The 8437-nt window shown below is 27.0% G+C and carries 11 protein-coding genes; 7 read left to right on the forward strand and 4 right to left on the reverse strand.

What is annotated here, in order from left to right; translation table 11 throughout:
* Nucleotides 1–58 precede the first annotated feature (58 nt).
* Together CRU91_RS11110 and msrA are read left to right on the forward strand one after the other, a co-directional pair.
* Nucleotides 59–418 carry a methionine-R-sulfoxide reductase gene (locus tag CRU91_RS11110; RefSeq protein ID WP_113895289.1) on the forward strand — a complete coding sequence of 120 codons (360 nt, stop codon included), beginning with the start codon at nt 59–61 and terminating at the stop codon, nt 416–418.
* A 2-nt stretch (nt 419–420) separates the two neighbouring features.
* Nucleotides 421–906 carry a peptide-methionine (S)-S-oxide reductase MsrA gene (msrA, locus tag CRU91_RS11115; RefSeq protein ID WP_113895290.1) on the forward strand — a complete coding sequence of 162 codons (486 nt, stop codon included), beginning with the start codon at nt 421–423 and terminating at the stop codon, nt 904–906.
* Here the strand turns inward: msrA and CRU91_RS11120 are convergent.
* Nucleotides 903–1244, reverse strand: a complete 342-nt coding sequence (locus tag CRU91_RS11120; protein WP_113895291.1) for a hypothetical protein — start codon at nt 1242–1244, stop codon at nt 903–905. The genes msrA and CRU91_RS11120 overlap by 4 nt on opposite strands.
* 72 nt (nt 1245–1316) lie before the next feature.
* On the opposite strand from CRU91_RS11120, the gene CRU91_RS11125 reads away from it, so the two are divergent.
* The 4 genes from CRU91_RS11125 (at nt 1317) to ppk2 (ending at nt 3577) form a co-directional block, all read left to right on the forward strand.
* Nucleotides 1317–1592, forward strand: a complete 276-nt coding sequence (locus tag CRU91_RS11125) for a hypothetical protein (protein WP_113895292.1) — start codon at nt 1317–1319, stop codon at nt 1590–1592.
* 30 nt (nt 1593–1622) lie between these two features.
* Complete coding sequence (locus CRU91_RS11130) at nt 1623–2078, forward strand: hypothetical protein (protein WP_146951617.1); 456 nt, start codon at nt 1623–1625, stop codon at nt 2076–2078.
* A 211-nt stretch (nt 2079–2289) separates the two neighbouring features.
* On the forward strand, nt 2290–2604 hold the full coding sequence (locus tag CRU91_RS11135) for a thiamine-binding protein (protein ID WP_113895294.1): 315 nt from the start codon (nt 2290–2292) through the stop codon (nt 2602–2604).
* Between the two features lie 67 nt (nt 2605–2671).
* Nucleotides 2672–3577, forward strand: a complete 906-nt coding sequence (gene ppk2 / locus CRU91_RS11140) for a polyphosphate kinase 2 (RefSeq protein WP_113895295.1) — start codon at nt 2672–2674, stop codon at nt 3575–3577.
* A gap of 10 nt (nt 3578–3587) precedes the next feature.
* Here the strand turns inward: ppk2 and aroC are convergent, their stop codons facing one another.
* From aroC to CRU91_RS11155, 3 genes are read right to left on the reverse strand one after another with little or no spacing between them, the layout of a single operon-like run.
* Nucleotides 3588–4664: a chorismate synthase gene (gene aroC, locus CRU91_RS11145; RefSeq protein WP_113895296.1), complete on the reverse strand. Its 1077-nt coding sequence runs from the start codon at nt 4662–4664 to the stop codon at nt 3588–3590.
* The gene (rnc, locus tag CRU91_RS11150; RefSeq protein WP_113895297.1) at nt 4661–5341 is read right to left on the reverse strand and encodes a ribonuclease III; all 681 of its coding nucleotides are present in this window, start codon (nt 5339–5341) and stop codon (nt 4661–4663) included. The genes aroC and rnc overlap by 4 nt, the downstream gene beginning before the upstream one ends.
* Nucleotides 5342–5391: 50 nt before the next feature.
* Entirely contained in the window at nt 5392–6441 is a 1050-nt protein-coding gene (locus tag CRU91_RS11155; RefSeq protein ID WP_113895298.1) for a tetratricopeptide repeat protein, read from the reverse strand.
* 81 nt (nt 6442–6522) lie between these two features.
* Between CRU91_RS11155 and dnaG the strand changes: the two genes are divergently transcribed.
* The gene (dnaG, locus tag CRU91_RS11160) at nt 6523–8157 is read left to right on the forward strand and encodes a DNA primase (RefSeq protein WP_113895299.1); all 1635 of its coding nucleotides are present in this window, start codon (nt 6523–6525) and stop codon (nt 8155–8157) included.
* The last annotated feature ends 280 nt before the right edge of the window (nt 8158–8437 follow it).

The raw sequence follows: 8437 nt of genomic DNA on the forward strand, positions 1-8437 counted from the left end.
TGCCTTTGGTTATAATTTTCTAAAACAAGTATCATACTATTTTAAAGGAAAAAAATCTATGAAATTTAATGAATTAAGTGAACAAGAGAAGTATGTAATAGAACAAAAAGGAACAGAATATCCAAATAGTGGGATATATAATGATTTTTATGAAAAAGGAACATATCTTTGTAAAAAATGTAATACTCCACTTTATAGAAGCCAGGATAAGTTTAAATCTGGTTGTGGATGGCCAAGCTTTGATGATGAAATAAAAGATGCAGTTAAAAAAGTTCCTGATATTGATGGAAGAAGAACTGAAATAGTTTGTGCTAATTGTGGCGGACATTTAGGGCATATTTTTGAAGGAGAAGGTTTTACACAAAAAAATATTAGACATTGTGTAAACTCTATATCTTTAAATTTTGAAAAGGAATAAACATGGCAATTTCAAAAGCATATTTTGGTGCAGGATGTTTCTGGGGAGTCGAATATTTTTTTCAAAAAGTAGCTGGTGTTAAAAGTGTAATATCAGGATATATGGGTGGACACATAAAAAATCCAACTTATGAGATAGTTTGTAGTGGATTTAGTGGATATATAGAAACAGTTGAAGTTGAGTTTGATGAAAATATTGTAAGATATGAAGATTTGGTAAAGTTATTTTTCGAAATTCATAATTTTACTCAAACAAATGGACAAGGTCCAGATATAGGGAGTCAATATTTAAGTGCAATTTTTTATTGTGATGAAAATCAAAAAAATATAGCTTTGGATTTGATAATGAAATTAAAAGAAAAAGGTTACGAAGTAGCAACAAGTTTGTATAAAAAGGTAGATTTTTATAAAGCAGAAGAGTATCATCAAAACTACTACAACAGGCATAATAAAATGCCTTATTGTCATAGTAAAAGAGATATTTTCTAGTTTGAAACACCTAAGATATAGTAAGTTGGTTTTTTACTAACTCTTTCTATATCGACATTGTATTTTGTTGCCCATTTTGAAACTATATCGTGGAACTCTTCTATGATTTCTTTTGCATCATTTTCATCGCATTTAATTTTTAGATAATCAGTTGTATTTGATAGTGCGATATAGGCATTCATCTTTTTTAGATGGTCATTTAAAGTTAAGATATGTTTTGCAAATTTATCAAAATTTTTTGTAGATTCTATCATTGTTTGTGCTTGCTGTAAAGAAGATTCATTGTTTGAGTAACCAAGTTGAGATAAAATAACTTCGGCATTTACGTCTAATTGCATATTAATCCTTTTTAATGAAATTTATATATGTTATCAAAATAATATTTAAATGATAGTTATGGATTATACTATTTGAAAAACTCATTTATATCTTGGTTTGTAGATGATAATAAATTTTTATTACTAACTAAACTAGAAAGAAATCAAAGTAATATTTATGATAATGTTTATAATTTTGATGGAAAAACATTTAAACTTATAAATAAAAATCTAGATTTAAGTGGTAGCCAAGGTTATCATAAAACTTTTTCTAATCCTATGGGTAATTATAATATAGGTGTTAGTAAATCTGGAATATACGGTATTGAAACATTATTTGCTTCAAATAGGAAAATAATTGCTCAATGATTCTCAAACATGATTAAAGAAGAATATAAAATGGATGCTCGAATATTAGGTATTAGAAATGATATAGTTTATGTTATATATTCAACAGGTGTTTTTGGTGGACAAAATGTATTAGAAACTTATGATATTGTAAATAAAAAATCATATGTATTATCTACTGATCATGATAAAATACAATTTTTACAATCTGGTAATGAAGTAGTTTTAAAGGTATTTAATAATAAAAATTTGAAATTTGAGTTAGAACTACATTCTCATATAGATAGAAAAGATGTTAAAAGTGCTTATAACAATGAACCAGCTAGAATAATTTCACTAAATACTTTAAAAGAGGTAAAAAGCTTATCAGGTAATTTTGAAGTAATACCTGTATATACAGGTTTTACAAATATGGCAGGTACTTTTGCACCAAAAACTGATATAACTTTTACAACAACTAACCTTCATCACAATATGTATCTTCGAAATATGAAACCTTTATTTTAAAAGATAAAACCGTCCGATTTTTTGTTCTTCCTTGTATATATAGTTATAGACAAGGAGAACGAAAAAAATGAAAGGATACTATTCAAAAAAACTTCAAAACAATTCAAAGCTATATGCCTGAGCTACAAGAGAATATGAATTTTTAAGACAATTAAACCTTTATTTGTGTATTATTTTTGCTAATCAAATATAAAATATATAAAGGATATAAATGTCAGTTTTGATGAGTCTAGCGATGTTCCCAACAGATACAAATGGAAGCAAAAGTAAAGAAGTAAGTGAGGTTTTGAATATCATCAAAAATAGTGGTTTGAAATATCAACTAACATCTATGAACACTATTGTTGAAGCAAAAACTTTAAAAGAGCTTTTGGATTTGGTAAATTTATGCTATTTGAAACTTGAAAGTTTAGGTTGCAATAGAGTTTATGCAGTTTTAAATTTTGATATTAGAACAAGTGGAGAAGATAGGATAAAAAGTAAGATAGCTTCTGTTGAAAAACATATTGGAACCGTTTCAAAATAGTTATTGTTCTTGAAAAGTAATCAAAATTGAGTATAATAAACCCCAATATATAATACAAAGGAAATAAATGGGATTTGATAAATATTATGATAAAAATTTAATAAATCAAGCAACTATGAATTTAGATGAATTTAGAGAAAAACTTGAATCAGGAAATGGAAGTTTTATTAGCGAATTACACTCAAAATTTACATATAGAACAAAAGATGAACTTTTAAAACCATATCAAGTTGAGTTAATAAAACTTCAAGAACACCTAGAAAAGCACAATGAGAAGATGATTATTTTGATGGAAGGTAGAGATGCTTCTGGAAAAGGTGGAGCTATACGAAGAATCACAAGATATATGAATGAAAAACATTATAGAGTTGTAGCACTTGGAAAACCATCAGATGTTCAAAAAACTCAATGGTACTATCAAAGATATGTAGAGCAATTTCCATCTGGTGGAGAGATAGTTATTTTTGATAGAAGTTGGTATAACAGAGCTATGGTTGAACCTGTTTTTGGATTTTGTAGTCAAAAAGAGTATGAAGTTTTTATGAAAAGTGTTCCTAGATTTGAAGAAGATTTGATAGAACATGGTATTAAATTCTTAAAAATTTATCTATCAGTTTCAAAAGAAGAACAAGCTAGAAGATTTGAAGAGAGAGAAGAAAATCCTTTAAAACAGTGGAAATTAAGTGAGATAGATTTGCAGATGCAAAGTCGTTGGGAAGAGTTTACACAAAAAAAATATGATATGTTGAAATATACAAATACAGATAAATCACCTTGGACAATTATCAGAAGTGATAGTAAATTTTTAGCAAGACTTAACTCAATCAAAGTTATTTTAAATTCTGTTGATTACGAAGGAAAAGATGAAAGATTGGATTTTAGTGTTGATAAAGATATTGTAATTACTGCTGAAAAAGAGCTAGAAATTATGGATATGAAAAGAAAAGAGGGGATACAAGAGGGCTTGATATAAGCTCTCTTATTTATTTTTTATAAACTTTTTTTATATTTTCAACTTTTGAAGATAGATTTAAAAGTATCATATCAGCTAAAACTAAAGCCATCATAGATTCAGCAACAACTGAACCTCTTACAGCTACACAAGGGTCGTGTCTTCCTTTTAGTTTACACTCTACATCGTTTCCGTAAATATCAATTGTATCTTGTTCTATAAAAATAGATGGAGTTGCTTTGAAATATACTTTTACATTTATATCATCACCATTTGAAATTCCACCAAGTATTCCACCACTATGATTTGATTTAAAGCCAGTTTTTCTTATTTGGTCATTGTTGTCATATCCTAAAACTTTTGAAGCTAAAATTCCATCACCTATTTCAATAGCTTTCACAGCATTTATACTCATCATTGCACTTGCTATTTGGCTATCTAATTTATGATATATTGGTTCACCTAAACCAATAGGACAATTTTTTACATTTATAAGTGCAACTCCACCAACACTATTGTGTGAATTTTTTGCATCTAAAATAGCTCTTTTTTGTTCTTCTTCTACACTTTTATCAAGTGCAAATATTTCAGAATTTTGTACATTTTCAAAATCAAAATTTGAAGCCTCTATCCCATTGATTTCACAAATTCCACTTTTTATATCTATATTTAGTTCTTTTAAAAGTAGTTTTGCAATAGCACCAGCTGCAACTCTCGCAGCAGTTTCACGAGCAGAGCTTCTCCCCCCACCTCTATAATCTCTAATTCCATATTTATTAAAATATGTAAAATCAGCATGTCCTGGACGAAACAAATCTTTTACATTTGAGTAATCGCTTGATTTTTGATTTTCATTAAAAATAATCATTGAAATAGAAGTTCCAGTAGTAACTCCTTCAAAAACTCCACTCAATATCTCTACAACATCACCTTCTTTTCTAGCTGTTGCATATTTATTTTGTCCAGGCTTTCTTCTATTCATCTCATTTTGAATAAACTCTTCATCTATTTTTATTCCAGCTGGAACACCATCAACTATACAACCAAGTGCTTTTCCGTGAGATTCTCCAAATGTTGTAAATCTAAATCTATGTCCAAAAGTATTCAATTCTCTTCCTCTCTTAGTTTGTCAATAGCTATTTTTGCAGCAGCTTGTTGTGCTAATTTTTTACTTTTACCACTTGCTTTTCCAAAATTTGTTCCATCTATCCAAATAGAAACTTCAAACTCTTTTTTATGGTCTGGACCATAAGAACCTTCAATAATATACTCTGGAATCGAAGCAAATCTAGCTTGAGTTATCTCTTGTAAAGCAGTTTTATAATCGCTAAATAAAACATCAAGATTGATTTTATCATAAGAGTTTTCCAATAGATTTAAAACAATAGGCTTTAAGTTTTCCAAACCACTTTCTAAATATATTGCTCCCATTATGGCTTCAAATGCATCAGATAAAATAGAAGATTTGGTTCTTCCTTTGTTTCTTTCTTCAGCTGTTGAAATAAAGATATAATCACCAAGATTTATCTCATTTGCAAGTTTTGTAAAACCAGTCTCATTTACTAAACTAGCTCTTATTTTAGATAGTTCACCTTCATTTGATTTTGGAAATTTTTTATATAAATATTCTCCAACAATTAGATTTAAAACAGCATCACCTAAGAACTCTAATCTTTCATTGTTGTATGGTTTTTTGAAGCTTTTATGAGTAAGTGCTTCGATTATCAGATTTTTATTTTGAAACTGATAATCCAAGCACTTTTCAAGTTTTGAATAGTCACTCAATTTTTATCCTTTGTAAATTTTTTAAAAGTATAACACAAATTTATTTTATCTTATTGTAGAGATTGATTTGCTTGAAAAAAAGATTTGCATATATGGTGTTTTACTTGAAGTGTAAAAATATTGTGACAATGTGGACATCGTACTTCAAAAAATGGGTGAGATTGTTTACAAGAACTACAAATAAACTCAAAATTCAATGAAGCATTTATACCTTTTTTATGATTATTTATCAAAATTAGAATATCCAAAACAAAATCGCTACTATTTTCCAAGTTATTTATATGATTTTTTGCATTTAATATTTCTTTTAGAAATTGATTTTTTTCAACTTTTTCAAAGTCAATATCGTTTTTTGGTTGATACCATAAAATATCTATGATTTTTGAACAATCAAACTCATCTATGTGATTGTAGAAAAAATCTTTATTAAATTGGAGTAAAAAAGTTGTAAAAACTCTTTCAATTATTTTATTCTCTTTAAATATTTCGTATAAAATGTCTGTTCTTTTTTCATAAGATAATATTGAATCATTTATTATCAAAAGGCTATCAAAATAGATTTTATCATTTTTTACATCAACGCTTAACTCTTCTAGTGCTTCTGTTATCTCTTTTGCTTTTTTATAATCTTTTAGTTTTTCGCAAACAATCATAAGATTTTTTAGTACATTTTTATTTCGTGGAGAGTTTTTTAGTATTTTTAAAAATACATCTTTTGATCTTTGTAAAAATCCACCTTTTAGATAAGTTGTACCTAAAAGTTCTAGTAATTCTTCTTTTTTTACTCTATCTTTTACATGTTCAAGAAGTGCTAAATATACAGAAATAGCTTTGTTGTAATCTCCTTTATGCAAAAAAGTAGATGCTAAAAGTAAAATAGAGTCAAAAGGGAGATTGTATGTTTTATATAAATTGATATAATCGTCTTCTTTTAATTTTCCTAGTTCAAATCTAAGAGATAATTTTCTATAATCTTTTCTAGCTCTTCTTTCTTTATATATTCCATAAGAGTATGTAAAAAATGAGATTAAAAAAACTAAAAAAACTACTAAAATAACTCCAACAATCGGATCACGATACTCTAAAACTATATTATCCACAAAAAGCCTTTTTTAAATGATAAATAGGAGTTATCCTAACATAAAAGTACATATAAAAAAATAAAAGTGTATAATTGCCAAATGATAAAAAAAGAATCGATTGATAATCTAAAAAATCATCTTGATATTGTTGATGTAGTTTCACAGTTTATTGAAGTTAAAAAATCTGGTGCAAATTTTAAAGCTTGTTGTCCTTTTCATGGAGAAGATACACCTTCTTTTGTTGTAAGTCCAACAAAACAGATATATCACTGCTTTGGTTGTGGTGTTGGTGGAGATAGCATAAAATTTGTTATGGAGTATGAAAAACTTTCTTATCCTGAAACTATCGAAAAACTAGCTTCTATGTATAACTTTAGTTTGGATTATGATACAAATGTTTCTAAAAAAAGTGATAATAAAGTTTTACAAGATGTGAACAGTTTTTTTCAAAAACAGCTTTTATCAAATCAAAATATCAAAGAATACTTACAAAGTAGGGGAGTTTTTGATTCATATATTGAAAAATTTGAAATAGGATATGCCAGTAGTTCAAGTAGTACAATAGATTTTTTAAAAGCAAACCATTATAACTTAAATGATGCAATTGATGTAGGAGTTATAAGTCAAGGTGATAATGGATTGTATTCAAGATTTATAGATAGATTGATGTTTCCGATTTACTCTATAAATGCAAAACTTGTAGGTTTTGGTGGAAGAACTTTGACAAATCACGGAGCAAAATATGTAAACTCTCCACAAACAAATCTTTTTAATAAATCAAAACTTTTGTATGGCTATCATTTGGCAAAAGAGAAAATTTATAAAACTAAAGAAATTGTTGTTTGTGAAGGTTATTTAGATGTTATTATGCTTCATCAAGCTGGATTTAATAATGCAGTTGCAACTTTGGGAACAGCTTTAACAAAAGAGCATTTACCACTTTTAAGAAGGGGAGAACCAAAAGTTATTTTGGCTTATGATGGTGATAAAGCAGGATTAAATGCAGCTTATAAGGCTTCTGTTATGTTAAGTCAAGCTGGATTTGATGGTGGAGTTGTTATTTTTAGTGATGGACAAGATCCAGCTGATATGATAAAAAATAGACAAATTCAAGAAGTAGGAAAACTATTTTCAAATCCTATATCTTTTGTAAATTTTGCTATTGATTATATAGTTTCAAACTATGATATAAACAGTCCTGTTGAAAAACAAAAAGCTTTAAATGAGACAAATGATTATTTAAATACTCTTAGTTTATTGTATCAAGAAGAGTACAAAAAATATATTGCTCAAAAGCTAAATATAAAAGAGAGTTTGGTTAAAACTGCAAATTCTAAAAAAAGAGTAAATGAAGTAAATCTATCAAAAGTTGATATCGCTGAACTTTGTATAATAAAATCTATTTTAGAAGAACCAAGAAGATTGGATATGGTTTTAGATAAAGTAGATGCTTCAATGTTTGAGTTTCATAAAGAAGATTTTGAAGAGTTACTTGAAGATATTAATTCAAGCTCATTGAATAAAATAATATTAAATGATAAATTAGAAAGTTATGATGAACAAAGGTTAAACCAAGAATTACTAGTTCTTTTACATAAATTTTATTCAAATAAGCTTTTGGCTTTATCATATGATAATAGTTTAGAATTTAAAGAGAAAGTAAATTTAATAAGAAAGATAAAAGATAATTTATATGAGTTGAAACAAGGTAAACTTATAAAGTTTAACTTATGACTTAAAAATATTTCACATTGTGGAAGCATATCTATTGTTTTTATAGTATAGAAATTTAAAGTTTTGCTATCAAATATAAACTGTAATATTTAATTCTTACATTAAATATAGTCTCATTTTTGTTACCAAAAGTAACTCAAACTAACAAATTTCAAAATTCTTTCTGTAAATTTGTCCATTTTTTTCATTTAAATCGTCTTACTATATAGAGAAACAAATTCTCAAAATTAATACAAAGGATTTAAGATGAAAAGAAAGATTTTCATTTCAGTTTTAGCAT

This window comes from Aliarcobacter vitoriensis (assembly GCF_003316695.1).
Taxonomy (GTDB): Bacteria; Campylobacterota; Campylobacteria; order Campylobacterales; family Arcobacteraceae; genus Aliarcobacter; species Aliarcobacter vitoriensis.

Bases quoted from the DNA above. Each gene is read 5' to 3' on its own strand.
- CRU91_RS11110 (WP_113895289.1), top strand. From the start codon at position 59: ATGAAATTTAATGAATTAAGTGAACAAGAGAAGTATGTAATAGAACAA.
- msrA (WP_113895290.1), top strand. From the start codon at position 421: ATGGCAATTTCAAAAGCATATTTTGGTGCAGGATGTTTCTGGGGAGTC.
- CRU91_RS11120 (WP_113895291.1), bottom strand. From the start codon at position 1,244: ATGCAATTAGACGTAAATGCCGAAGTTATTTTATCTCAACTTGGTTAC.
- CRU91_RS11130 (WP_146951617.1), top strand. From the start codon at position 1,623: ATGGATGCTCGAATATTAGGTATTAGAAATGATATAGTTTATGTTATA.
- CRU91_RS11135 (WP_113895294.1), top strand. From the start codon at position 2,290: ATGTCAGTTTTGATGAGTCTAGCGATGTTCCCAACAGATACAAATGGA.
- ppk2 (WP_113895295.1), top strand. From the start codon at position 2,672: ATGGGATTTGATAAATATTATGATAAAAATTTAATAAATCAAGCAACT.
- dnaG (WP_113895299.1), top strand. From the start codon at position 6,523: ATGATAAAAAAAGAATCGATTGATAATCTAAAAAATCATCTTGATATT.